Source organism: Mycobacterium gastri, from assembly GCF_002102175.1.
GTDB classification, from domain to species: Bacteria; Actinomycetota; Actinomycetes; order Mycobacteriales; family Mycobacteriaceae; genus Mycobacterium; species Mycobacterium gastri.
In genome coordinates this window covers 46560-71271 of record NZ_LQOX01000103.1, presented here as the reverse complement: position 1 = coordinate 71271, position 24712 = coordinate 46560, and the positions used below count along the sequence as shown (strand labels likewise).

Genomic DNA, 24712 nt, shown 5'->3' with positions numbered 1-24712 from the left:
GCCGTCGTCACCGCCGAGTTTCCCGGATTTCGGGGGTCTCTTGTTACCAAGCTGAGCCAGGTGGTATCAGACATATGGCCGGGCGTTCGCCGGCATCCTAGAGTTGAGCGGAACAGACTCAACCTTGACGGCGTTGCATAACCCGACAAGCATTTTTCACCAAACGTAACCCCGAACGGAGTTGTCGTGGACTCTTTCAACCCGACCACCAAGACGCAGGCGGCACTCACGTCGGCCCTGCAAGCGGCTTCGGCTGCCGGCAATCCCGAAATCAGGCCTGCTCATCTGCTGATGGCCCTGTTGACCCAGGCCGACGGCATCGCCGCGCCGCTGCTGGAGGCCGTCGGTGTCGAGCCCGCCGCGGTCCGTGCCGAAGCGCAGCGCCTGCTCGACCGGTTGCCGCAGATCACCGGCGCCAGTGCGCAACCGCAGCTGTCGCGCGAGTCGCTGGCGGCGATCACCGCCGCTCAACATTTGGCCACCGAGCTGGACGACGAGTACGTCTCCACCGAGCACGTGATGGTCGGCCTGGCCACCGGTGATTCCGACGTCGCCAAGCTGCTCAACGGGCACGGCGCCTCCCCGCAAGCCCTCAGGGAGGCTTTCGTCAAGGTGCGCGGCAGCGCCCGCGTCACCAGCCCCGAACCCGAGGCGACCTATCAGGCGCTGGAGAAGTACTCCACCGACCTGACCGCACGCGCCCGCGAAGGCAAGCTCGACCCGGTCATCGGGCGCGACAACGAGATTCGCCGCGTCGTTCAGGTCTTGAGCCGTCGCACCAAGAACAACCCGGTGCTGATCGGCGAACCCGGCGTCGGTAAGACCGCGATCGTGGAGGGCCTGGCCCAACGGATCGTGGCCGGCGACGTCCCGGAAAGCCTGCGGGACAAGACGATCATCGCGCTCGACCTCGGTTCGATGGTTGCCGGCTCCAAGTACCGCGGCGAGTTCGAGGAACGGCTCAAGGCCGTCCTCGACGACATCAAGAACTCCGCCGGGCAGATCATCACGTTCATTGATGAGCTGCACACCATCGTGGGCGCCGGCGCGACCGGCGAGGGCGCCATGGACGCCGGCAACATGATCAAGCCGATGCTGGCCCGCGGCGAGCTGCGGCTGGTCGGCGCGACCACGCTCGACGAGTACCGCAAGTACATCGAGAAGGACGCCGCGCTGGAGCGCCGTTTCCAGCAGGTGTTCGTCGGCGAGCCGTCGGTGGAGGACACCATCGGTATCCTGCGCGGGCTCAAAGACCGTTACGAGGTACACCACGGTGTCCGCATCACCGACTCGGCGTTGGTGGCCGCCGCCACGCTGTCCGACCGCTACATCACCGCGCGCTTCCTGCCGGACAAGGCCATCGACTTGGTCGACGAGTCGGCCAGCCGGCTGCGGATGGAGATCGACTCGCGGCCCGTCGAGATCGACGAGGTCGAGCGGCTGGTCCGCCGGCTCGAGATCGAGGAGATGGCGCTGGCCAAGGAGGAGGACGAAGCGTCCAAGGAGCGGCTGGAGAAGCTGCGCGCCGAGCTGGCCGATAAGAAAGAGCAGTTGGCGGAGCTGACTACCCGTTGGCAGAACGAGAAGAACGCCATCGAGATCGTTCGCGAGCTCAAGGAGCAGCTGGAAGCCCTGCGCGGGGAGTCCGAGCGGGCCGAGCGCGACGGCGACCTGGCCAAGGCCGCCGAGCTACGGTACGGCCGTATTCCCGAGGTCGAGAAGAAGCTCGACGCCGCGCTGCCGCAGGCGCAGGCCCGCGAGCAGGTGATGCTCAAGGAGGAGGTCGGCCCGGACGACATCGCCGACGTGGTGTCGGCCTGGACCGGTATCCCGGCCGGGCGGCTGCTGGAGGGCGAGACCGCCAAGCTGCTGCGCATGGAAGACGAGCTGGGCAAGCGCGTCGTCGGGCAGCGCAAGCCCGTGCAGGCGGTCTCGGATGCGGTGCGCCGCAGCCGGGCCGGGGTGTCCGACCCGAACCGGCCGACCGGGGCGTTCATGTTCCTCGGCCCGACCGGTGTCGGTAAGACCGAGCTCGCCAAGGCGCTGGCCGACTTCCTGTTCGACGACGAGCGCGCGATGGTCCGCATCGACATGAGCGAATACGGCGAGAAGCACACCGTTGCTCGATTGATCGGCGCCCCGCCCGGATACGTCGGCTATGAACAGGGTGGTCAGCTGACCGAATCGGTGCGCCGGCGCCCGTACACCGTGGTGCTGTTCGACGAGGTCGAGAAGGCCCACCCGGATGTGTTCGACGTGCTGTTGCAGGTGCTCGACGAAGGCCGGCTGACCGACGGCCATGGTCGCACCGTCGACTTCCGCAACACCATCCTGATCCTGACGTCCAATCTGGGATCGGGTGGCAGCGAGGAACAGGTGATGGCCGCGGTGCGCGCCACGTTCAAGCCGGAGTTCATCAACCGGCTCGACGATGTGCTGATCTTCGACGCGCTCAACCCCGAGGAGCTGGTGCAGATCGTCGACATTCAACTCGCGCAGCTGGACAAGCGGCTCGCCCAGCGGCGGCTGCAGCTCGAGGTGTCGCTGCCGGCCAAGCAGTGGCTAGCGCATCGCGGATTCGACCCCGTGTACGGCGCGCGTCCGTTGCGGCGGCTGGTGCAACAGGCCATCGGCGACCAGCTGGCCAAGATGCTGCTGGCTGGCGAGGTGCACGACGGCGACGTGGTGCCCGTCAATGTCAGCGCCGACGGCGATTCACTGATCTTGGGCTAGCGCTGGGCTCGCGCGCGGGCGGTTTCGACGCGGCGCCCAGCTCGAAGTCTCGGGTCTGGGCGCCGGCGTCGATGATCGCCTGCAGCCGTTGGCGGGCGACCGGCTGCGCGAGGGATTCGCGAAGCAATTGATCCTCGATGCGCAGGCCGGTCGTGAGGTCCTCGGTTAGAGCGGCGTCGACCGCGCGTTTGGCGTTCGCGATGGCCGTCGGCGGACACGACGCGATGCGGATACATCCTTGATACATCGCTACGATTCCGAAATCTTCACGTACCCCTGCTGGACGAGCTGCGTCAATCGCGCCATGGCGTTTCTGTTGATCCTGGTTCCGGGGATCAAATCGGCGTTGCGCCAGCCGCTGGCCCTGGCGGTGGCTCCGCACAACTCGATGTGCACTCCGTTGGCTATCAGGTCGGCCAGCACCGGCTTGTACGGATTGCCGGTACTGACGTGCCGGTTGGCGTTGTAGGCTTGGTCGTCGAGTGTCACGTGTCCGGCATTCGTATGGAACACGGCGACGACCTGCGACTCGGCCTGCCAGGCGGCGGCATCAGCCACCACGATTCCCAGGTGGAACAGGACGGCCGGCATGTCCCCTTCGAAGGTGAGCGATGCCACGCTGAACACGACCTTCACCTCGTCGAGTTCGACGGGAACGTCGATATGCAGCGTCTCGTCTGGCAGGGACACAGATGACTCCTATCTCGATAGTGCGATTCGATAGTGCGGATTCGATGTCGGCAATGATCCACCTGGGCCACCAGCGGGCCGCGGGCAACGAGGAAATACGGGTAACCGCCGTTTGGCCGCCACTGGAGACCGGGCATCCGACGCGCCTGGGTTTTGAGTCCTGTGATTCGGTTGTGACCTGCTCGGATTCTTTATTCGGGCCCATCAGCAGATAGGCTGTCTCCCGTGGTCCCGCTTTGGTTCACGCTGTCCGCGCTGTGCTTCGTCGGTGCGGTGGTGTTGCTGTACGTCGACATCGATCGACGACGCGGGCGCAGCCGACGCCGTAGGTCGTGGGCGCGATCGCACGGCTTCGACTACGAGCGCGAGTCGACCGAAATCCTGCATCGCTGGAAGCGCGGTGTGATGTCGACGGTCGGCGATGTCCCGGCCAAGAACGTGGTGCTGGGCCAGATCCGCGGCGAGGCCGTCTACATTTTCGATCTCGAGGAAGTCGCCACGGTGATCGCCCTGCACCGCAAGGTGGGCACCAACGTCGTGGTAGACCTGCGGCTCAAGGGGCTCAAGGAACCACGGGAAAGCGACATCTGGTTGCTCGGCGCGATCGGGCCGCGGATGGTCTACTCCACCAATCTCGACGCGGCCCGGCGGGCCTGCGACCGGCGCATGGTCACCTTCGCGCACACCGCACCCGACTGCGCCGAAATCATGTGGAACGAGCAGAACTGGACGTTGGTCAGCATGCCGATCTCCAGCACCCGCGCCCAGTGGGACGAGGGGCTGCGTACCGTGCGCCAATTCAATGACCTGTTGCGGGTGTTGCCGCCGCTGCCGCAGGACGAGACCTCTCAAGAGAGCCCAGAACCGGCGCGCAACGCGGCACCGGGGCGTCCGCTGGCATCCGCGCGTCAGGCCGAACTGCCGCCCCGGCGCACTCAGGTGGACCCGGCCGCCGGCCTAATACCCGATCCGGCTCGTCGGGTGGCCGAACCGGTGCGTCGTGACGAAGGTCGTCCCGAAGGTGTTCGGCGTCCACCGCCGGCCGGTCGTAACGGCCGGCAAGCCAGCAACTACCAGCACTGATAGCGGGGCCCGGGGGGCCGGCGCCCGGTCAGTACACTGTCGCTCATGCCACGGCCCGTCGCGCTGATCACAGGTCCGACTTCCGGGATTGGCTCCGGCTACGCGCGACGCTACGCGCGTGACGGCTACGACCTGGTTCTCGTCGCCCGTGATGTCGACCGGTTGCGGCAATTGGCCGGTGAATTGGAAGCGCAGGCCGGCGGCGTCGAGATCCTGCCCGCCGACCTGGCCGACGCGGCCGACCGGGCCAAAGTCGCCGAACGGCTCTCCCAGGGCGTCCGGGTGTTGGTCAACAATGCCGGCCTGGGCACCTCCGGGGAATTCTGGACGACCGATCCCGCCCTGCTGCAGGCGCAGCTCGACGTCAACGTGACCGCGGTGATGCAACTGACCCGGGCCGCGTTGCCGGTCATGCTCGAAGCCGGCGCGGGCACCGTCATCAACATCGCCAGCGTCGCCGGTCTGCTATCCGGCCGCGGGTCGACCTACTCGGCGTCCAAAGCCTGGGTGATCTCGTTCAGTGAGGGCCTGGCCAACGGGTTGCAGGGCACCGGTGTCGGTGTGCACGCCGTATGCCCGGGCTACGTGCATACCGAATTCCACGCCCGGGCCGGCATCGACATGTCCAAGCTCCCGTCGTTCCTGTGGCTCGAGGTCGACGACGTGGTCAGCCAGAGCCTGGCCGACGTCACCCGCGGCAAGGTGATCAGCGTCCCGGGCCTGCACTACAAGGCGATCGTCACGGCCGGGCGGCTGATGCCGCGGGGCCTGGTCAGGGCGGCAGTCAAACGTGTCGGCGGCGGCAGTGGCCGAAGCTGACCGCGGCGAGCTCGCCGAGCTGGTGCGCCGGTTGTCGGTGGTGCATGGCCGGGTCACGCTGTCGTCGGGCAAACAGGCCGACTATTACGTCGACCTGCGCCGCGCCACCCTGCATCACCGGGCGTCGGCATTGATCGGCAGGTTGATGCGTGAACTCACCGCCGACTGGGACTATGCGCTCGTCGGCGGCCTGACGCTCGGCGCCGACCCGGTGGCGACCGCCATCATGCACGCGCCCGGTCGCCCGATCGACGCGTTCGTCGTCCGCAAGTCGGCGAAAACCCATGGCCTGCAACGACTTATCGAGGGATCCGAGGTGTCCGGTCAGCGGGTCCTGGTGGTCGAGGACACCAGTACCACGGGCAACTCCGCGCTGACGGCGGTGCACGCCGTCCAAGATGCCGGAGGCGAGGTGGTCGGCGTGGCCACTGTCGTGGACCGCGCCACCGGTGCCGCGGAGGCGATCGAGGCCGCGGGTCTGCCGTACCGCAGCGTGCTGGGGCTTGCCGACCTGGGGCTGGGCTAGGCCGCCGGCGGTGCGTGTTCTGGTTGCGCTGATCGTGGCGTTGGCGTGTCTGGTGGCTTGCTCCCATTCGACACCGGATCGCATCTACGGCGCCCGGAGCGCCCGGCTGGGCGAGTCGCTGTCGGTGCTGGGGTGGAACATGGCGGTGTCGAATCTGCGCTGGTCCGGTGACTATGTGCTGGTCGACGTCGATGCGTCGCCGAGCGACCCCCATGCGCCCCACGCCAAACCCGAGGACGTTCGCTACGGCCTCTACGGCGCCCTGGCCCATCCGCTGGAATCGACCGGCCTCGGCAGCTGCGACGACGCGGTGACCAAGGTGCGCGATATCGCCAAGCCGCTGTCGGCGCCACCCGACCGGCTCACCGGGACGGTCTGCCTGGGCCCACTGACCGACCGCAGCGCGGTGCGCGGTGTGTATGCCTATTCGCCTCATGATCGGATCGCCAATACCGCGGCGGCTTATCCGGCCGCATTTCCGGTGGGGATGCTGCCGACGAATCAGAACGACACCGGTCTGGTGGTCAAGACCACCAGCCTGTCGGCCTGGCGCGCCGACGGTACGCCGGTGACCAAGGCCCAGCTCGGGGACCCGACGGCATTCGCGGGCAACGGCTACATGCTGCTGGGGTTGACGGCCGATGCGCCGGCGACCCGGTATCGCGACGACTCCGCTGCCCGCGGCGGGCCGATGATGCTGCTCGCGGCGCCGACGTTGCCCGGCCGCGGATTGAGCCCGGCGTGTGCGACCTACGGCGCATCGGTGCTGATCCTGCCGGATGCGTCCCGCGACGCCGTACACCTCGACGCGTCGCTGTGCACCCAGGGTGAAATCAACCAGGCGCTGCTGTATGCGACGGTGGCGATCGTGGGCACGCACGCCGCGGTGTGGACGTCGCGATGAACGAAGCGGGGCCCACTGAGTGGGCGGCGCCGGCCGGCGGCGTCGGCCCCTGGGTAGGTGATTTGCCCGACGACCTGCGGTATGACCCAGAGTTGTTGCGCGACGGCGATACTCGCAATGTCGTCGACGCCTACCGGTATTGGACCCGGGAGGCGATCGTCGCCGACATCGATACTCGCCGGCACCCGCTGCATGTGGCGATCGAGAACTTCGGCCACGACGCCAACATCGGTTCGGTGGTGCGCACCGCCAACGCGTTCGCGGTGGACACCGTGCACATCGTCGGCCGTCGCCGCTGGAACCGTCGTGGCGCCATGGTGACCGACCGCTACCAGCGGTTGCGCCACCACGACAGCACCGCCGAGTTGCTCGACTTCGCCGTGGGCGCCGGTTTGACGGTGGTCGCCGTCGACAACGTCCCCGGGGCGGCGCGGCTGGAGCAGACGACGCTGCCGCGGGAGTGCTTGCTGGTGTTCGGTCAGGAAGGACCCGGCATCACCGACGACGCCCGCGCCGGGGCGTCGATCACGGTGTCGATCGCCCAGTTCGGCTCGACCCGCAGCATCAACGCCGGCGTGGCCGCCGGGATCGCGATGCACGCGTGGATCAGGGAGCATGCCGACTTGTCGCGGGCTTGGTGAATCGAGTGTGCGGTGAGGGCGTCGAGTGCGCGCTGTGGGCGTCGTCGGAGCGAATCCCCAGCCCTGAGTACACGGTCAAAGCCGTGGATGCACACTCAAAGCCACACGCGCACAGTCGAAGCCAGACGCGCGACGGCCCGACGGCCACACGCGCACAGTCGAAGCCCTCTGAGCACACTCGAAGCCGCGGGCGCAACGGCCCGACAACCGCAATAGCTCGGCTCAGGCCTAGTCGCGTGGTTTGGCCGGCCTCATCTTGAACGAGATCTCGAGCTTGATCCGGAAGGTGATCTTGCCGCTCGAGTCCACCGACATGTCCTGCTCGATGACCCGGGCCACCCGGATGTCGTCGACGCTTTCCCGCGCCCGCTGCACCGCCTCCGCCGCGGCCTGCTCCCAGGAGGTCGGGCTGGTCCCGATGATGTCGATCACCTTGTACACGCTCATGGGGGTAAAGCGTATAGCTAACTCCATAAGGTGACGTGGACCTTCGGACGGAACCGCGCCACGCCGACCCCGCTGCCGCGGATCATCGCCTGGGTGCACCGCGGGGTGGTGATGAACCGGACCAGTTCGGACACCGCGGGCTGACGGGCCGAGGGCGCCAACGTCGAGGCACACCACTCGCCGGACCTATCCAGTCCCGGACCGGTCACATGCACCAACCGTCCGGCGGCCAGGTCCTTGGCGACCGCGAAGCCGATGGTCAGCGCGACGCCACCGACTCGCCGGATCTCCTCGAGGGCAGCGGCATCGCTCTGAAAAATTCGCTGCTGTGACTCTGGAATCGCCAAGTCCCGCAACATGGTTGCGATCTCACCGTCCACGCTCCCCGCCGGGGGACCAAGCATCCACTGCTGCTGGCGCAACAACGCGGGCGTCGGAATACCAACGGCCAGTGGGCTGTTGGGTGCCACGACAGTGATGATCTGATACTTCAGAAAGGGCCGCACGAATAGCGAACCGTCGGCGCCGCGGCGGCTTTCACTGGCCGGGCCGATGGCGATGTCAACCGCCCGCGACAGAATCAGGTCGCGGAATCGGCTCGTCGGATGCACGCTCAACTCGACGGACAGGTCGTCGGCTCGAGACGAGAACAGCTCGATCAAGCCCGGTGCCGCGTGCTCGGCGAAGGTGCTGGACGCGGCGATGCGCAGCAGCCGGCGGCCGTGGGCGGCCTCGGTGACCTCGATCGCCGTTTGTTGCTGGAGGCCCAGGATTTCCACTGCCCGGCTCGCCAGCCGCAGCCCGCCGGGGGTGAACGCCAACCCGGCGCCGGTCCTGGTGAACAGTTGGTCGTCGAGCTCCTTGCGCAACGCCGCGATGTGCATGGAGACCCCGGCATCGGAGAGGCCGAGCTCTGCGGCGGCCGCCCGCACCGAGCCCAGCCGCACCACTGCCGAATAGGCCCGAAGTTGAGCCGGAGTCATGGAAAGAGCCTACTTCTGGCCTAGTTTAAAGGGGTGCGTGACGTGCTTGCCGAGCTGCTGTCGATCTGGCACGCCGGTGATACCGCGGGGTTGGCGACGGTCGTGCGGACATTGCGGTCCGCGCCCCGGCCCCCGGGTGCGGCGATGGTGGTGGCGCCCGACGGTTCGGTAAGTGGCTCGGTGTCGGGTGGTTGCGTGGAAGGTGCTGTCTACGAACTTGCCACCGAGGTGGTACGCACCGGGACACCGCGGCTGGAACGTTATGGGTTCAGCGACGACGACGCCTTCGCGGTGGGCCTGACCTGTGGCGGCATTATCGATGTCTTCGTCGAATCCGTCTCGCAGTCAACGTTTCCCGAACTCGGTGCGGTGGCCGGGGACATCGCGGCCCATCGGCCGGTGGCGGTCGCGACCGTGATCACCCACCCGGACACACAATGGGTTGGCCGACGGCTTGTCGTGCATCCCGACGCGATTGCCGGATCGCTCGGCTCCGAGCGTGCCGACGCTGCGGTCACCGACGACGCGCGCGGTCTGCTTGCACTGGGGCGCAACGAAATTCTCGAGTACGGCCCCGACGGGCAACGCCGGGGCGAAGGCATGGAGGTCTTCGTGTCCAGCTACGCGCCGCGCCCGCGGATGCTGGTGTTCGGCGCGATCGACTTCGCCGCCGCCCTGGCGCGGCAGGGATCGTTCCTGGGCTATCGGGTCACCGTCTGCGACGCTCGCGCCGTCTTTGCCACGGCGGCGCGCTTTCCGACGGCCGACGAGGTCGTCGTCGAGTGGCCACACCGCTATCTGGCCGCCCAGGCGCAGGCCGGTGCCGTCGACGAGCGCACCGTGATCTGCGTGCTCACCCACGATCCGAAATTCGACGTCCCGGTGCTCGAGGTGGCGCTGCGCCTGCCCCGGGTCGGGTATGTGGGGGCGATGGGATCGCGCCGGACGCATGACGACCGGGTGCAGCGGCTGCGGGCGGTCGGGCTGACCGACGCCGAACTGAGCCGGTTGTCCAGCCCGATCGGGCTGGACCTGGGCGCGCGTACACCCGAGGAGACGGCGGTGTCGATCGCCGCGGACATCATCGCCCGGCGGTGGGGCGGCGGCGGGCGCCCGCTGGTCGAGACCGACGGTCGGATCCACCATGACGCGCAGGTAGAAGGCGAGTTCAGCGATCACTTAAGTCGATATTGACGCTCGTCGAGCAGCGGCTGACACTGGGCGCATGCAAGTACCTGGGCCCTTTGAATACGAGCGTGCGACCAGCGTCGACCACGCCATCGGATTACTGGATCGGTTGGGGGAGGGGGCGCGAGTGGTCGCCGGCGGCCACAGCCTGCTGCCGATGATGAAGCTGCGCATCGCCAACCCGGAGTATCTGGTCGACATCAACGACCTGGCGCCCGAACTCGGATACGTGATCACCGACCCGACCCTGGCTCGCATCGGCGCCATGACCCGGCACCGCGAGATCCTGGAGTCGGACCGGCTGGCGGCGGTGTGCCCGATCTTCCGTGATGCCGAACGCGTGATCGCCGACCCGGTGGTCCGCAACCGCGGCACCCTGGGCGGTTCGCTGTGTCAGGCCGATCCGGCCGAGGACCTGTCGACGGTGTGCACGGTGCTGAACGCGGTGTGCCTGGCGCGGGGGCCGTCGGGCGAGCGTGAGATAGCGATCGACGACTTCATGGTGGGACCATACGAGACCGCGTTGGCGCACAACGAGATCCTGGTCGAGGTACGAATCCCGGTGCGGCACAACACCTCCAGCGCCTATGCGAAAGTTGAACGGCGGGTTGGTGATTGGGCCGTCACCGCGGCCGGTGCGTCGATCACCCTCGACGGCGACACCATAGCTGCCGCGCGGGTGGGCCTCACCGCGGTGAATCCCAATAGGACAGCGCTCGCAGAGCTTTCCCAGGCCTTGGTGGGTCGCCCTGTCACCGAAGAAACCTTCGCCGAGGCGGGCCGGCAAGCAAGCCAAGCCTGCGATCCGGTAACCGATGTTCGCGGCACCGCCGAGTACAAGCGGCACTTGGCTTCCGAATTAACCATCCGCACGCTGCGCACCGCGACCGAGCGGGTGCGCAACATCCCTGAGCCGGAAGGGAACTAGTGGCGATCGCAAGCGCGGCGGAGCCGGGCGCGGCGGGTCGCCACCAGAAAGGAGCAAGCCCATGCAGGTAACCATGACCGTCAACGGCGAACAGGTCACCGCCGAGGTCGAACCCCGGATGCTGCTGGTGCATTTCCTCCGGGATCAGTTGGGGCTCACCGGAACTCACTGGGGCTGTGACACCAGCAACTGTGGAACCTGCGTGGTCGACGTCGACGGCGTCCCGGTGAAGTCGTGCACGATGCTGGCCGTCATGGCATCCGGGCACAGCGTGCGGACCGTGGAGGGCTTGGCCGTTGACGGATCACTCGACCCGGTGCAAGAAGGGTTTATGCGCTGCCACGGGTTGCAATGCGGCTTTTGCACACCGGGAATGATGATCACCGCCCGGGCCCTGCTGGACCGCAACCCCAATCCCGACGAGCAGACCATCCGGGAGGCGATCTCCGGGCAGATCTGCCGGTGCACCGGATACACGACAATCGTGCGCTCCATCCAATGGGCCGCCCAGCACCAGACCGCAAAGGCCGAGTCATGACCACCTTTAAAGAGGGGGCATCTCGCCCGCCCTCACCCGAAGACACAGTTGACAACGACCAGAAGCCTTGCGGCCACGGTCGGATGCTGCGCAAGGAGGACCCGCGTTTTATCCGCGGCCGCGGCACCTACGTCGACGACGTCACGCTGCCCGGCATGCTGCACCTGGCGATTCTGCGCTCCCCCTATGCGCACGCCCGCATCGTCAGCATCGACACCACTGCGGCCTTGGCCCATCCGAAGGTCAAGGCGGTGGTCACCGGTGCCGACCTGGCCGAGAAGGGCCTGGCCTGGATGCCGACGCTGGCGGGCGACGTGCAAGCCGTGCTGGCCACCGACAAGGTGCGCTTCCAGGGGCAGGAGGTGGCGTTCGTCGTTGCCGCCGACCGGTATTCGGCCCGCGATGCGCTGGAGCTGATCGACGTCGAGTACGACCCGCTGGATCCGGTTGTCGACGTCCGCAAGGCGCTCGATCCCGATGCGCCGGTGATCCGCAGCGACCTGGAGGGCAAGCAGGACAACCACATCTTCGACTGGGAGACCGGCGACGCGGCCGCCACCGAGGCTGTCTTCGCCACGGCCGACGTCGTCGTTAAGCAGGAGATGGTCTATCCGCGGGTGCACCCGGCTCCGATGGAAACCTGCGGTGCGGTAGCCGATTTGGATCCGGTCAGCGGAAAGCTGACGCTGTGGACCACGTCGCAGGCACCACACGCCCACCGGACGCTGTATGCGTTGGTCGCGGGGCTTCCCGAACACAAGATCCGGGTCATCTCGCCCGACATCGGCGGCGGGTTCGGCAACAAGGTGCCGATCTACCCGGGCTATGTGTGCGCGATCGTCGGCTCGCTGCTGCTGGGCAAGCCCGTCAAGTGGATGGAGGACCGCAGCGAGAACCTGACCTCCACCAGCTTCGCGCGCGACTACATCATGGTCGGCGAGATCGCGGCCACCAAGGACGGCAAGATCCTGGCATTGCGGTCCAACGTGCTGGCCGACCACGGCGCGTTCAACGGCCAGGCGGCGCCGACGAAGTACCCGGCCGGTTTCTTCGGGGTGTTCACCGGCAGCTACGACCTGGAAGCCGCCTACTGCCACATGACGGCGGTGTACACCAACAAGGCGCCCGGCGGGGTGGCCTATGCGTGCTCGTTCCGGATCACCGAGGCGGTGTATTTCGTCGAGCGGCTGGTGGACTGTCTGGCCTACGAGCTGAAGATGGACCCGGCCGAGCTGCGGCTGCGAAATCTGTTGAAGCCCGAGCAATTCCCGTACACCACCAAGACCGGCTGGGTGTACGACTCGGGCGACTACGAGGCCACCATGCGCAAGGCCATGGACATGATCGGCTACGACGCGTTACGCGAGGAACAACGGCGCAGACGGCAACAAGGCGAGCTGATGGGCATCGGCATGTCGTTCTTCACCGAGGCCGTGGGCGCCGGGCCGCGCAAGGACATGGACATCCTCGGCCTCGGCATGGCCGACGGCTGCGAGCTGCGGGTGCATCCGACGGGCAAAGCCGTTGTGCGGCTTTCGGTTCAGACGCAGGGCCAGGGTCATGAGACGACGTTCGCGCAGATCGTCGCGGAGGAGCTGGGCATCCCGCCCGACGATATCGAGGTGGTGCACGGCGACACCGACCAGACCCCGTTCGGGCTGGGCACTTATGGTAGCCGCTCGACCCCGGTGTCGGGTGGGGCCGCGGCGTTGGTGGCTCGCAAGGTGCGCGACAAGGCCAAGATCATCGCCTCGGGCATGCTGGAAGTCTCGGTGGCCGACCTGGAGTGGGAGAAGGGCAAGTTCCACGTCAAGGGTGACCCGTCGGCGTCGGTGACTATCGCCGACATCGCGATGCGTGCCCACGGCGCCGGTGATCTGCCGGAGGGTATCGAGGGCGGGCTGGACGCCGAGGTGTGCTACAACCCGTCGAACCTGACCTACCCCTACGGCGCGTATTTCTGTGTGGTGGACGTCGATCCGGGCACCGGCGTGGTCAAGGTGCGCCGCTTTCTGGCCGTGGATGACTGCGGCACCCGGATCAACCCGATGATCATCGAGGGCCAGGTGCACGGCGGTGTCGTCGACGGAATCGGGATGGCGCTGATGGAGATGATCGCCTTCGACCAGGACGGCAACTGCCTGGGCGGCTCGCTGATGGACTACCTGATCCCGACCGCGCTCGAGGTGCCGCACCTGGAGACCGGCCACACCGTCACGCCGTCACCGCATCACCCGATCGGCGCCAAGGGCATCGGCGAGTCGGCCACCGTCGGATCCCCGCCCGCAGTGGTGAACGCGGTGGTGGATGCGTTGGCGCCGTTCGGAGTTCGCCACGCCGACATGCCGCTGACACCGTCGCGGGTCTGGGAAGCCATGCAAGGCCGCGCCAGACCGCCGATTTAGACCATGATGACCATCAGTGAACGGGCTCAGCAACTACTGGCGGCACGGACACCGTTCGTGCACGCGACCGTGGTGCGGGCCCAGCCGCCCGCCTCCGCCTATCCGGGAGACGAGGCAATACTGTTGGCGGACGGCACCATTGAAGGCTTTGTCGGCGGCCAGTGCGCGCAGAACTCGGTCCGTAAGGCGGCGCTGGGCGCATTGCAGGCCGGTGAAAGCGTGCTGCTGCGGGTGCTTCCCGACGGCGACGTGCACTTCCCGGAAGCGCCCGGCGCCTGCGTGGTGGTCAACCCGTGTTTGTCCGGCGGGGCCCTGGAGATCTTCTTGACCCCGCAGTTGCCGGCGCCGCTGATCCGGGTCTACGGCACCACGCCGATCGCCGACGCGCTGATCCAGCTGTGCGGCGTGCTCGGGTACGACGCGCGACGCGACACTGAGCGGGGTGATGCCACCGCCTTGCCGACCGCCGTCGTGATCGCCAGCCACGGCGGGCCGGAGGCCGAAACCATCCGTGCCGCACTGGATAACGGCGTCGGGTATATCGGCCTGGTGGCGAGCAAGGTCCGCGGCGCCTCGATCCTGAGCTCGCTCGACCTGTCCGAGGCCGAGCGGGCCCGCATCCACACGCCGGTCGGCTTGCCGATCGGCGCCAAGACCCCGGCGGAGATCGCGGTGTCGATCGCCGCCGAGCTTATCGCGGCGCTGCGCAAGGGCAATTTGAGCGCGCCCGCAACCGCGCCGCGCCAGGCGGTCGACCCGGTATGCGGCATGACGGTGACCGTCGGGCCCACGACCGAGCACCTGCGGCGAGAAGGCAGCGACTACTGGTTCTGCGGTTCGGGATGCCGTGCCGCGTTCGCAAACCGGCCGGCCGGATGACGGTCACCGGTGTCGTGCTGGCCGCCGGCAGTTCCCGACGGCTGGGCACGCCCAAACAGCTGCTGCCATACCGGAATACGACGCTGCTGGGGGCGACCCTGGAGGTCGCTCGCGGCGCCGGATTCGACCAGCTGATCGTCACGCTGGGCGGCGCGGCCGCGAAGGTGCGTGACACGGTGCCGCTGGCCGGGGTCGACGTGGTGGTCGTTGACGACCACGGGGCCGGGTGTTCGGCGTCGCTGCGGGAGGCACTGCAACGGGTGGACCCGCAGGCCGCCGGCATCGTGTTGATGCTGGGCGACCAGCCGGGCGTGGATCGCGCGACGCTGCGGCAGCTGGCGACCGAGGGACCGGCCGCCGAGATCATGGTGTGCCGCTACGCCGACGGCATCGGACATCCATTCTGGCTGGGCCGCAACATCTTCGGTGAGCTGGCGCAACTGCACGGCGACAAGGGGGTGTGGAAGCTGATGGAGTCGGGCCGGCACCAGGTGCGCGAACTCACGGTCGACGGTTCGGTGCCGCTCGACGTGGACACCTGGGACGACTACCGGCGGCTGGTGACATCGTGATGTTCACCGACCCCGACGACGTCGTCCACCGGTTCGACGCGCACAACTACCTGCTCGACATGGGGACCGCCTCGGCGATCTATCTCGCGGTCACCCTCGGCAGACCGCTGCTGCTGGAGGGCGAACCCGGCGTCGGCAAGACGACGGCCGCCAAAACCCTTGCCGCGGTGCTGGATACAACACTGGTACGGCTGCAGTGTTATGAGGGGCTGACCGCGAGCGAGGCGCTGTATGACTGGAACTACCAACGTCAGCTGCTGGCCATCCGGCTCGCCGAAGCGCAGGGCACCGGTATTCAGGAGGCAGATCTCTACACCGAGGCCTACCTGGTGGACCGGCCGATCCTGCGCTGTGTCCGCCATCGCGGCCCGACCCCACCGGTGCTGCTGATCGACGAGATCGACCGGGCCGATGACGAATTCGAGGCGCTGCTGCTGGAATTCCTCGGCGAATCCGCCGTCACCGTCCCGGAGTTGGGCACCTTCGTCGCGCAGCGGCCGCCGGTCGCGGTGCTCACCTCCAACCGCAGCCGGGACCTGCACGACGCGCTGCGGCGGCGCTGTCTGTACCACTGGATCGACTACCCGGAGCCGGCCCGGGCCGCCGCGATCGTCCGCCGGACGGTGCCCGGGGCCACCGCGCCGCTGATCCAGCGTGCCACCCAATTCGTCGGCCGCACCCGCGATCTCGACCTGGACAAGCCGCCCGGCGTGGCCGAGACCATCGACTGGGTGGCGGCCCTGGTGTCGCTGGGTGTCGCGGATCTGGTGGACCCGGGCGCGCTCGCCAGCCTGGGGGCGCTGGCCAAGACACCCGATGACCGTACGCTGATTCGTGACGCGTACACCGCTTTCACCGAGTGCAGCCGGACATGAGAGGACCCGCAGCATGAAGATCGCCAACGAGTTCAGCGTCAGCGCCCCGATCGAACAGGCCTGGGACGTGTTATGCGATCTCGAGAAGGTGATCCCGCTGATGCCCGGGGCGCAACTGACCGGCCACGACGGCGACGACTACCTGGGCAAGGTCAAGGTCAAGGTGGGCCCGGTGACCAGCGAATTTAGTGGCAAGGTGCATTTCGTCGAGCAGGACCGCGACCAGCACCGCGCGGTGATCGACGCCAAAGGCAAGGAAGCCCGGGGCACCGGCAACGCGGCCGCCACCGTCACCGCCCGGCTGCACGAGGCGGGTGAGCGTACCCAGGTGACCGTCGACACCGACCTGAAGGTCGTCGGCAAGCTGGCCCAATTCGGCAGCGGAATGCTGCAGCAGGTCTCGGAGAAGTTGCTGAGCCAGTTCGTCGATTCGCTGGAAGCCGAACTCGCGGCGACGGGCCCGGCAACCGCGACCGGCCCTGAGCCCGCGGCCGGCCCCGCGCGCTCAGCAGGCCCTGCCGCCGCCGAGCCCGCTCCGATCGACCTGCTGGAGCTCGCCGGCGCCGACCGGCTGAAGAAGTACGCTGCGGTGGCGCTGGCGGTGACGGCCGTGCTGGTGCTGCTCTGGGTGCTGCGCCGGCGGCGCTGACAAGATGAACACGCCCATCGACACGCCGTTGTTGCGGGGCGTCGATCTGGCGGCGTTCGCGGCCGCCATGGTGGCACGGCTGCGCAGCGCTGGGGTCCACGTATCCGCAAGCGGCCCAGCAAGTTTCGTGCAGGCGTTGCGCCAGCTGGGGCCGCACGCCGCGGCGACGCTGTACTGGGCCGCCCGGTTGACCCTGGTGAACCGGATGGAAGATCTCGTCGCCTTCGATGCGGTGTTTACCACGGTGTTCGGCGCCGTCGACGTTGATGCCGCCGGGCCGCCCGCGCCGTCGCTACCGCTCGGTGGCCCCCGCACCCCCGCGGCCGGGACCGTGCACCGCGCCGGCAGCCGATCCGGCGGCGGCGCCGACGGTGTGCCCTGGGCCACCCGGACCAGCACCGAGGAGACCGGCGCCCGCGGCCCCAGTGTCCAGCTGCCGCAGTACCTGCCCAGCCGCATCGCTGCCCTGGCCGACGAACCGTTCGAGCGGTTCGATCCCGACGACCTGAGGCTGCTCGGGACTTGGCTGGAGACCGCGGTGCAACGCTGGCCGCGTCGGCGCAGCCTGCGGTTGGAGTCCAGCCGACACGGCAAGCGCATCGACCTGCGCGCGACCATGAACGCGTCTCGGTCGACCGGCTGGGAGGCGATGCTGCTGGCGCGTAGCAGGCCGCGCCGCCGACCGCGGCGGATTGTGCTGGTCTGCGATGTGAGCCGGTCGATGCAGCCCTACGCCGCGATCTATCTGCATCTGATGCGAGCCGCAGCGCTGCGCCAGGCGGGAATCCGGCCCGAGGTGTTCGCCTTCTCGACGTCCCTGACCCGGCTTACCGCGGTGTTGTCGCATCGCTCGGCCGAGGTCGCGCTGCAACGGGCCAATGCCAAGGTGACCGACCGCTACGGCGGCACGTTCATCGGCCGCAGCGTCGGCGCCCTGTTGGCCCCGCCCTACGGTAATGCGTTGCGCGGCGCGGTGGTCATCATCGCCTCCGATGGCTGGGACAGCGATCCCCCCGAGGTGCTGGACCACGCGCTGGCCCGGGTGCGTCGCCGTGCCGAGCTGCTGATCTGGCTCAACCCGCGCGCCGCGGCGGCGGAGTTCCGGCCCCTGACCGGTTCGATGGCGGTGGCGCTGCCCTATTGCGATCTTTTTCTGCCGGCACATTCCCGGACCGGATTGCGCCAGCTGCTCTTGGCGCTGGCCAGGACGCCAGCCCGATGAAGTCATTCGACACTGAGTACGCCGCCGGCGACCACTTTGTTGCGCGAGTTGTCTTTGAGGGCGACACCCGAGCGGCCAAGTTTGCGGGCTTCCGAGATGAGCGCCGCAGCGGTTGCCGCGGCCGTTCGATAATCAAGGCCGTCGGGCGGGTGGATGTTGGAGATGCAGTTGCGCTCCGCGTCGGTGAGTCCTGGCGCCGGCATATGGGTCAGGTAGATGCCGAGACTGTCCGTAACCGATAGTCCAGGGCGTTCGCCGATGATCACGAGCAGTGTTTTCACCCCGAGGGCGTGACCAATCTGGTCGCCGAGGGCGACGCGCGCCTGGGTTGCGATCACCAGCGGGGCAATGCGATACCGGCCGTTGAATTCGCGGACCAGCGCCTCAACCACGCCGACCGCGTGGTTAGTGAGCGCGGCGGGTGAGAGCCCGTCGGCGAGCACGATGCCGATGTCCGCGCCGGTTTTCGGTACGGCGGACAAATCTTTTGGGCTGCGACCGAGGTCGGGCCGGCGGAGGTACTCACTTCGTGAGGTGGCCATACTTTGCACCTGCAGTGGCGCGCCCAGGTCGATTTCGCGGATTTGCTTGGTGAGGCTGTCGACATTGAGCGGGTCATGGACGGCGTCACGCGCGGCGGCGTGAGCGGCTTGGAACTCTAGGACGTGCCGCGTCGGTACCGAGTTTCCCGCACGTCCAAGTCCGATCCGTGCCTGGGTGGTGTCCCGCAACGGTGCCCAAACGTCTTCTGCGGGTGCGGAATCCGACATGCCCATCAACCGGAGGCCAGGGCGCGTAATGGCGAGTTCGCGAGATCGATAGGCAGAATTCGGCCGTTGGTGTCGGCCATGCCCAGGCCGGCCAGCCAAGCTTCGAATTCAGGCGCAGGGCGCAAACCCAGCGCTTGCCGCACATACAACGCATCGTGAAATGACAGGCTTTGATAGCCCAGCATGATGTCGTCGGCGCCGGGGACAGCGATAACGAAGGCGGCACCCGCTACGCCCAGCAGGGTCAGCAGCGTGTCCATATCATCCTGGTCCGCTTCGGCGTGGTTGGTGTAGCAGACGTCGACGCCCATAGGTAGGCCGAGCAGTTTCCCGCAGAAGTGGTCTTCGAGCCCGGCACGGATGATCTGCTTACCGTCGTAAAGGTATTCAGGTCCAATAAATCCGACGACGGTGTTGATCAATAGCGGCTGCAGCGCTCGGGCCACCGCGTAGGCCCGAGCCTCCAACGTCTGCTGGTCGACGGGCTTGCCCCCCACGCCGAGGTGGGCTCCAGCCGACAGGGCCGACCCCTGTCCCGTCTCCAGGTACATCACGTTGTCGCCGACTGTGCCGCGGTGGAGTGATCGGGCAGCCTCGTTGGCTTCCAACAACATTGCGATGGTGACGCCGAAACTGGAATTGGCGCCTTCGGTGCCTGCGATCGACTGGAACACGAGGTCGACGGGCACGCCCCGGCCGATCAGTTCCATGGTGGTCGTCACGTGGCACAGCACGCACGACTGGGTGGGGATGCTAAAGCGTTGCCGGATGTCGTCAAGTTGGAAGAGCAGCTCCGAGGTTGCGTGTGGTGAGTCGGTGGCCGGGTTGATGCCGATCACCGCATCTCCGCATCCCATCAGCAGGCCGTCGAGCACCACCGCCGCGATTCCGCGAGGGTCGTCGGTCGGATGGTTAGGCTGCAGCCGAGTGGCCAACCTGCCCGGCAACCCGATGGTGGTGCGGAAGGCCGCGGTAGCGGTTGCGGCCGCGGCGACCAGAATCAAATCCTGGTTGCGCATCATCTTTGAGACCGCGGCAATCATTTCTGGGGTAAGGCCGGGGGCGATTGCGGCGATTCGTGTCGCGCTGTCGTCTCGGGCGGCCGTATCCAGTAGCCAGTCCCGAAAACCGCCCACAGTCAGGTGGGCGAGCGGGCTGAACGCCTCGCGATCGTGGCTGTCGATGATCAGGCGGGTAACTTCGTCGGTTTCATAGGGGACCACGACATCGGTGAGAAACGTGGTCAGGGGTATGTCGGCGAGCACCCATGCGGCCGCGGCACGTTCGGCATCATGCTCGGCGGCGCAGCCGGCGAGCTGGTCACCGGACCGCAATGGCGTTGCTTTCGCCATTACATCGACCAGACCATCAAACGTGTAGGTGGTACCTGCAACAGTGTGTCGGTAACTCATCACAGTGTGCTCTCGGAATATTCGAATCCGGCCAATTCTTCGTCTGGGGAGTTGGCGACCAGTCGGTGCCGACTACAGAAGGCGAAATAGAGTATGGATGCTGAGAATACCCCGAGACGGTAAAGCGCAGCCACGCTGAACGACTCCACCACCATCAGTTGCGGCCGGTTCGACGGCACCCGCCGACGTCCTCCGACGTCCTCCGGCGTCGACGTTGTCGCCCTCCGCCGGGAGCATTCTCGACCCCGGACGGCGAATCGCACAGCCGGAAGCCGAAAACCCCGAAGTCATCGCGAATCTGAGCATGTCGGCAGCACATGGTTATTCCGACGGTGGAGGCGCCATCGCGCCGCCGGCGCATCCGCTGTTGCGTCGGCACGAGCTAATCAGTTTGGGCCCCAAGCTGTTTCGAACGGTGCTGGGCACCGCGCTGATTGCGGAGGCCATAGTAGTGGCAGCATTGCATGGATCACGTTCGCACGATGTGAGCTTCGGAGACTAGGTAGCCGTCACAGACAACAGGGTGAGCATTACCTGCCCGGCACTCTTAACCCGCTCAATGGATGTTCCGTGGAATATCGGATCCGTCGCTGACCGTAGCCAGGGCTAAGGCAGGATTTAACCCATGGACCAGCTCTGGGCAAACCGGGCCGCCACCTCCGAAGCCGCCGTCACCCAGCGGCACCTCAGACGGCTTTGGGCGATGCCGGGGACGCAGCTGGGCGTGGTGGCCTGGCCAGCGGCCCGCAAAGACCGACTGTTCGGCACCTGGCACTACTGGTGGCAGGCGCATCTGCTGGATTGCCTGCTCGATGCGCAGCTGCGCGACCCACAGCCGCAGCGGCACATCAGCATCAACCGGCAGGTCCGCTCGCATCGGCTGCGCAACAATTTCTCCTGGACCAACAGCTATTACGACGACATGGCGTGGCTGGCGCTGGCCCTGGAACGCGCCGCCCGGATCGCCGGGGTGCAGCGGCGGCGCGCGCTGCCGAAGCTGGCCGCCCAGTTCGTCAACGCATGGGCACCCGAGGACGGCGGCGGCATCCCGTGGCGCAAGCAGGACCAGTTCTTCAACGCCCCCGCCAACGGCCCGGCCGGGATATTTCTGGCCCGCTATGACGACTGGCTGCAGCGTGCCCAGCAGATGGCCGACTGGATCGACCGCACGCTGATCGACCCGGAGACGCAGCTGGTGTTCGACGGCATCAAAGACGGGTCGTTGGTCCGCGCCCAGTACACCTACTGCCAGGGTGTGGTGCTCGGTCTGGAGACCGAATTGGCGGCCCGCACCGGCGACCAGCGCCACTTCGCCCGGGTGCAGCGGCTGGTGGCAGCCGTGGACCAGCACATGGCGCCGGCTGGTGTGCTGCGCGGCGCCGGGGGCGGCGACGGCGGCCTGTTCGCCGGTATCACCGCCCGCTACCTGGCGCTGGTGGCCACCACGTTGCCGGGCGACTCCGCCGACGACGTCGCGGCTCGCCGCAGCGCCGCCAAGATAGTGCTGTCGTCGGCGAAATCAGCGTGGGACTACCGGCAAACGGTGGACGGGTTGCCGGTGTTCGGGGCCTTCTGGGACCGTGACGCCGAGCTGCCCACCGCGGGCGGACAGCAGGCGCAGTTCGTCGCGGGAGCGGTGAACAGCTCCGAGATCCCGGAGCGCGATCTGTCGGTACAGCTGTCGGGCTGGATGCTGATGGAGGCCGCCCACAGCGTCGCCGGCGTCGGCTCACTCGGGTAGTGCGGCCTCGTTCTTGTCGCGCCGCCGTGACCGGTAGGTACGCCATGCCGCCGTCATCACCGGCAGCAGCGAGACGAACAGAATGCCCAGGATGATTTTTTCCAGGTTGTGGTGCACGAACGGCACGTTGCCCAGGAAGTAGCCGGCCAGCGTCGCACCCGCGCCCCAGGCGATGCCGCCGACGATGTCGAACGCGAGAAATACCGGATAGCGCATGTAGGACACGCCGGCGACCACCGGGACGAAGGTCCGCACGAACGGCGCGAAGCGGGCCAGGATGATCGTCCAGGGCCCGTATCTTTCGAAGAATGCGTGTGACTCGGTCACGTAGTGCTTCTTGAAGAACCGCGAATCTTCCTTCTTGAACAGCGCCGGCCCGATCCGGCGGCCGATGAAGTACGCGTTCTGATCGCCGAGCACCGCCACCACAGCTACCGCCGGGGCGAGCACCCCGATGGTGACCGGCGGGTTGGTACTCGCGGCCAACAGCCCGCCGGTGAACAGCAGCGATTCCCCGGGTAGCAGCGGAAACAGCAGGCCGGTCTCGATGAAGACGATGATCAAGATCCCGGGCAGCACGGCGGATCCGAAAACCCCGTCGGCGCCCAACCAGTACATCGGGTCGAGGATGTCCGGCAGGGCCGTCACGGCGGTGCTCACGATGTCCCAACATACCGGGCCAGACCCACCGGCCTGGACACAAACTGGTGAGTTGCAATACTGATTAGACCCAGCATTCTTCGAGGAGGAAGTTTATGCCCATTGCAACGCCCGAGGTCTACGCCGAGATGCTGGGACGTGCCAAGGAGAACGCGTACGCCTTTCCGGCCATCAACTGCACGTCGTCGGAGACCATCAACGCCGCGCTCAAAGGCTTCGCCGACGCCGGCAGCGACGGCATCATCCAGTTCTCCACCGGGGGTGCGGAGTTCGGCTCCGGTCTCGGCGTCAAGGACATGGTGATCGGTGCTGTCGCGCTGGCCGAGTTCACCCATGTCGTCGCGGCCAAGTACGCGATCAACGTCGCGCTGCACACCGATCATTGCCCCAAGGACAAACTCGACAGCTACGTGCGGCCGCTGCTGGCTCTCTCGTCGGATCGGGTGAGCAAGGGCGGCAATCCGCTGTTCCAGTCGCACATGTGGGACGGCTCGGCGGTGCCGATCGACGAGAACTTGGTGATCGCCCAGGAGCTGCTCAAAGCGGCGGCGGCGGCCAAGATCATCCTGGAGATCGAGATCGGCGTGGTGGGCGGCGAAGAGGACGGCGTCGCCAACGAAATCAACGACAAGCTCTACACCACCCCAGACGATTTCGAGAAGACCATCGACGCGCTCGGCGCGGGTGAGCACGGCAAGTACCTGCTGGCCGCGACGTTCGGCAACGTGCACGGCGTTTACAAGCCCGGCAACGTCAAGCTACGTCCCGACATCCTGGCCCAGGGGCAGAAGGTGGCGGCGGCCAAGCTCGGATTGCCCGAAGACGCCAAGCCGTTCGATTTCGTCTTCCACGGCGGGTCCGGCTCGCTGAAGTCCGAGATCGAGGAGGCGCTGCGCTACGGCGTGGTGAAGATGAACGTCGACACCGACACCCAGTACGCGTTCACCCGCCCGATCGCCGGTCACATGTTCACCAACTACGACGGCGTGCTCAAGGTCGACGGCGAAGTAGGCGTCAAGAAGGTCTACGACCCGCGCAGCTACCTCAAGAAGGCCGAGGCTTCGATGACCGAGCGGGTGATCGAGGCCTGCAACGACCTGCACTGCGCCGGAAAGTCGCTCGCCGGCTGATTTCCATTCCGCGAGCAGTCGCAGACTCGCACAAATCCGCCATGTCCGGTGCGATTGTGTGTCTGCTCGGCGTCTGAGTTAGTTGCTCGGGGACTGGCAGATCTTCCACTGGTCGTCGCGGAACTGCAGATCGAGGCTGCGTGTCGAGCGGACCTGCGGGTCGTAGGCCATGAACGTGGTGACATTGGCCTCGGCGTGTTGGCCGTTGACGACAACCTGGTCGATGCTGGCGATCACCGGATACTGCTTGGCCGCCGAAACCCGTCGATAGGTTTCGCTCCAGGAGCGTTCGTCGTAGTCCACGTAGCCGTCGCGGGTGGTGCCGCAGGTGATGCTGCGCAGCGTGGTCAGGTCGCCGGTCTGGATTGCCACGTCGAAGCTCTGAATGGTCTGCCGCACCTGGTCTTCCTGCGACACCTTCGAGTGCTTGCCGCGGGTGAACAGTACCGTGCCCAGGATGGCGATGGCCGCCACCGCCAGCACGATCACGACAATCGCCAACACCCAACCCCAGTTGCGTTGTCTCAACGGCGGCTTGCCGCCGCGAGGCGGAATCGACTGTGGCGTCGCGGTTTTCGGTGGTCCGCCGATCGGCGGTGGGGGACCGGGCGGTGCCGGGGAGGTGTGGAAGACCTCGGTGGCCGGCTCGGGAGAGGTGGCGATGACCTGGGTCTCCTTCGCGTCGAAGCCCGGCGCGGTAAAGCGGCGTTCGCGCGGCAGGTCCGCGTTTGCCGATCCCGGATTGTTCTCCGGGTCAGATGTGGAGATCACCACGGTCTCGGTTTCGGCGTCGTCGGGGATCAGAGGCTGGCGCTCGGTGCCTGCGGCGCCTTCATTGCCGGCCGACTGGCCCCCGGTTTCGGTGTCGCCGCGGTCGGGTTCGGGTGCGTTGGGCATAAGCGCTGTTGTCCTCCCGC

Annotated in this window: 25 protein-coding genes; 17 read left to right on the top strand and 8 right to left on the bottom strand. The window is 67.1% G+C overall.

Annotated features, from left to right (window positions below; genetic code table 11):
- Positions 1-186 precede the first annotated feature (186 nt).
- Positions 187-2733, top strand: coding sequence for an ATP-dependent chaperone ClpB (gene clpB, locus AWC07_RS11985; RefSeq protein WP_036412553.1), 2547 nt, complete (start codon positions 187-189; stop codon positions 2731-2733).
- On the opposite strand, the gene AWC07_RS11980 is transcribed toward clpB, so the two are convergent.
- Both AWC07_RS11980 and AWC07_RS11975 read right to left on the bottom strand, forming a co-directional pair.
- A complete protein-coding gene (locus tag AWC07_RS11980) occupies positions 2699-2980 on the bottom strand; it encodes a Clp protease/crotonase-like domain-containing protein (RefSeq protein ID WP_036412551.1) in 282 nt (93 codons plus the stop codon). The two genes, clpB and AWC07_RS11980, sit on opposite strands and share 35 nt — an antisense overlap.
- A 2-nt stretch (positions 2981-2982) precedes the next feature.
- Positions 2983-3423: a DsrE family protein gene (locus tag AWC07_RS11975; protein WP_208622405.1), complete on the bottom strand. Its 441-nt coding sequence runs from the start codon at positions 3421-3423 to the stop codon at positions 2983-2985.
- Between the two features lie 225 nt (positions 3424-3648).
- On the opposite strand from AWC07_RS11975, the gene ttfA reads away from it, so the two are divergent.
- Genes ttfA through AWC07_RS11950 form a run of 5 tightly spaced genes read left to right on the top strand, consistent with a single transcriptional unit; the run spans position 3649 to position 7396 of the window.
- Positions 3649-4506 carry a trehalose monomycolate transport factor TtfA gene (gene ttfA / locus AWC07_RS11970; RefSeq protein ID WP_036412476.1) on the top strand — a complete coding sequence of 286 codons (858 nt, stop codon included), beginning with the start codon at positions 3649-3651 and terminating at the stop codon, positions 4504-4506.
- A 45-nt stretch (positions 4507-4551) separates the two neighbouring features.
- Entirely contained in the window at positions 4552-5325 is a 774-nt protein-coding gene (locus tag AWC07_RS11965; protein WP_036412475.1) for an SDR family NAD(P)-dependent oxidoreductase, read from the top strand.
- Positions 5312-5851, top strand: a complete 540-nt coding sequence (pyrE, locus tag AWC07_RS11960; protein ID WP_036412481.1) for an orotate phosphoribosyltransferase — start codon at positions 5312-5314, stop codon at positions 5849-5851. Before AWC07_RS11965 ends, pyrE begins: the two co-directional genes overlap by 14 nt.
- A 10-nt stretch (positions 5852-5861) precedes the next feature.
- Entirely contained in the window at positions 5862-6755 is an 894-nt protein-coding gene (locus tag AWC07_RS11955) for a hypothetical protein (RefSeq protein ID WP_036412474.1), read from the top strand.
- The gene (locus tag AWC07_RS11950) at positions 6752-7396 is read left to right on the top strand and encodes a TrmH family RNA methyltransferase (protein ID WP_036412480.1); all 645 of its coding nucleotides are present in this window, start codon (positions 6752-6754) and stop codon (positions 7394-7396) included. Before AWC07_RS11955 ends, AWC07_RS11950 begins: the two co-directional genes overlap by 4 nt.
- Before the next feature lie 228 nt (positions 7397-7624).
- On the opposite strand, the gene AWC07_RS11945 is transcribed toward AWC07_RS11950, so the two are convergent.
- Both AWC07_RS11945 and AWC07_RS11940 read right to left on the bottom strand, forming a co-directional pair.
- Positions 7625-7843: a dodecin family protein gene (locus tag AWC07_RS11945; RefSeq protein ID WP_023370097.1), complete on the bottom strand. Its 219-nt coding sequence runs from the start codon at positions 7841-7843 to the stop codon at positions 7625-7627.
- Positions 7844-7860: 17 nt separating this feature from the next.
- Positions 7861-8826 (bottom strand): LysR family transcriptional regulator, encoded by a 966-nt coding sequence (locus tag AWC07_RS11940; RefSeq protein WP_036412473.1) that lies wholly within the window; start codon positions 8824-8826, stop codon positions 7861-7863.
- Positions 8827-8859: 33 nt separating this feature from the next.
- Between AWC07_RS11940 and AWC07_RS11935 the strand changes: the two genes are divergently transcribed.
- From AWC07_RS11935 to AWC07_RS11895, 9 genes are all read left to right on the top strand, one after another.
- Positions 8860-10020: an XdhC family protein gene (locus AWC07_RS11935; RefSeq protein WP_036412472.1), complete on the top strand. Its 1161-nt coding sequence runs from the start codon at positions 8860-8862 to the stop codon at positions 10018-10020.
- A 31-nt stretch (positions 10021-10051) separates the two neighbouring features.
- Positions 10052-10942 carry an FAD binding domain-containing protein gene (locus tag AWC07_RS11930; protein ID WP_036412471.1) on the top strand — a complete coding sequence of 297 codons (891 nt, stop codon included), beginning with the start codon at positions 10052-10054 and terminating at the stop codon, positions 10940-10942.
- Between the two features lie 61 nt (positions 10943-11003).
- Complete coding sequence (locus tag AWC07_RS11925; RefSeq protein ID WP_036412469.1) at positions 11004-11480, top strand: (2Fe-2S)-binding protein; 477 nt, start codon at positions 11004-11006, stop codon at positions 11478-11480.
- Positions 11477-13885 (top strand): aerobic carbon-monoxide dehydrogenase large subunit, encoded by a 2409-nt coding sequence (locus AWC07_RS11920; RefSeq protein ID WP_036412467.1) that lies wholly within the window; start codon positions 11477-11479, stop codon positions 13883-13885. Before AWC07_RS11925 ends, AWC07_RS11920 begins: the two co-directional genes overlap by 4 nt.
- Before the next feature lie 6 nt (positions 13886-13891).
- Positions 13892-14764, top strand: coding sequence for an XdhC family protein (locus AWC07_RS11915; RefSeq protein WP_036412478.1), 873 nt, complete (start codon positions 13892-13894; stop codon positions 14762-14764).
- Positions 14761-15336, top strand: a complete 576-nt coding sequence (locus AWC07_RS11910; RefSeq protein WP_036412477.1) for a nucleotidyltransferase family protein — start codon at positions 14761-14763, stop codon at positions 15334-15336. Before AWC07_RS11915 ends, AWC07_RS11910 begins: the two co-directional genes overlap by 4 nt.
- Complete coding sequence (locus tag AWC07_RS11905; protein WP_139829657.1) at positions 15333-16211, top strand: AAA family ATPase; 879 nt, start codon at positions 15333-15335, stop codon at positions 16209-16211. The genes AWC07_RS11910 and AWC07_RS11905 overlap by 4 nt, the downstream gene beginning before the upstream one ends.
- Before the next feature lie 13 nt (positions 16212-16224).
- Complete coding sequence (locus AWC07_RS11900; protein WP_036412462.1) at positions 16225-16860, top strand: SRPBCC family protein; 636 nt, start codon at positions 16225-16227, stop codon at positions 16858-16860.
- A gap of 4 nt (positions 16861-16864) precedes the next feature.
- Positions 16865-18082, top strand: coding sequence for a vWA domain-containing protein (locus AWC07_RS11895; RefSeq protein ID WP_085105081.1), 1218 nt, complete (start codon positions 16865-16867; stop codon positions 18080-18082).
- Positions 18083-18084: 2 nt separating this feature from the next.
- Here the strand turns inward: AWC07_RS11895 and eutC are convergent, their stop codons facing one another.
- A complete protein-coding gene (gene eutC, locus AWC07_RS11890; RefSeq protein WP_036411271.1) occupies positions 18085-18858 on the bottom strand; it encodes an ethanolamine ammonia-lyase subunit EutC in 774 nt (257 codons plus the stop codon).
- Entirely contained in the window at positions 18858-20264 is a 1407-nt protein-coding gene (locus AWC07_RS11885; protein WP_036411268.1) for an ethanolamine ammonia-lyase subunit EutB, read from the bottom strand. Before AWC07_RS11885 ends, eutC begins: the two co-directional genes overlap by 1 nt.
- A 625-nt stretch (positions 20265-20889) precedes the next feature.
- Between AWC07_RS11885 and AWC07_RS11870 the strand changes: the two genes are divergently transcribed.
- A complete protein-coding gene (locus AWC07_RS11870) occupies positions 20890-22005 on the top strand; it encodes a glycoside hydrolase family 76 protein (RefSeq protein WP_036411262.1) in 1116 nt (371 codons plus the stop codon).
- On the opposite strand, the gene AWC07_RS11865 is transcribed toward AWC07_RS11870, so the two are convergent.
- The gene (locus AWC07_RS11865; protein WP_036411259.1) at positions 21994-22665 is read right to left on the bottom strand and encodes a VTT domain-containing protein; all 672 of its coding nucleotides are present in this window, start codon (positions 22663-22665) and stop codon (positions 21994-21996) included. The two genes, AWC07_RS11870 and AWC07_RS11865, sit on opposite strands and share 12 nt — an antisense overlap.
- A 95-nt stretch (positions 22666-22760) precedes the next feature.
- On the opposite strand from AWC07_RS11865, the gene fbaA reads away from it, so the two are divergent.
- Positions 22761-23795, top strand: a complete 1035-nt coding sequence (fbaA, locus tag AWC07_RS11860) for a class II fructose-bisphosphate aldolase (protein WP_036411256.1) — start codon at positions 22761-22763, stop codon at positions 23793-23795.
- 78 nt (positions 23796-23873) lie between these two features.
- On the opposite strand, the gene AWC07_RS11855 is transcribed toward fbaA, so the two are convergent.
- Positions 23874-24692 carry an Rv0361 family membrane protein gene (locus AWC07_RS11855; protein WP_036411255.1) on the bottom strand — a complete coding sequence of 273 codons (819 nt, stop codon included), beginning with the start codon at positions 24690-24692 and terminating at the stop codon, positions 23874-23876.
- Positions 24693-24712 lie beyond the last annotated feature (20 nt).